At 58.3% G+C, this 228-nt stretch carries 1 pseudogene; it reads right to left on the bottom strand.

Annotation, left to right across the window (positions count from 1 at the left end):
* Positions 1-228, bottom strand: a pseudogene (locus KVT32_RS31980) (aldehyde dehydrogenase); the annotation flags it as partial.

Genomic DNA, 228 nt, shown 5'->3' with positions numbered 1-228 from the left:
TTCGGCCAGTGCCAAGCGGTCCTTGTGCGTGTCCACGACGAAAACTTCGCTTGCGCCTTTAATGAACGCAGACATGGCCGCCATTAGGCCGACCGGGCCGGCGCCGTAGATCACGACCGATTCACCCGGCTTAAGGCCAGCCAATTCGGTAGCGTGGTAGCCGGTCGGGAAAATGTCCGACAACATCACGTAGTCATTTTCCTTTTCCTTGGCGTCTTCCGGCAGCAC

Source organism: Achromobacter sp. GbtcB20 (assembly GCF_019091095.1).
Taxonomy (GTDB): Bacteria; Pseudomonadota; Gammaproteobacteria; order Burkholderiales; family Burkholderiaceae_B; genus Achromobacter; species Achromobacter mucicolens.
The sequence above is the reverse complement of the archived record's forward strand: the minus strand, read 5'-3'. Positions and strand labels throughout refer to the sequence as shown.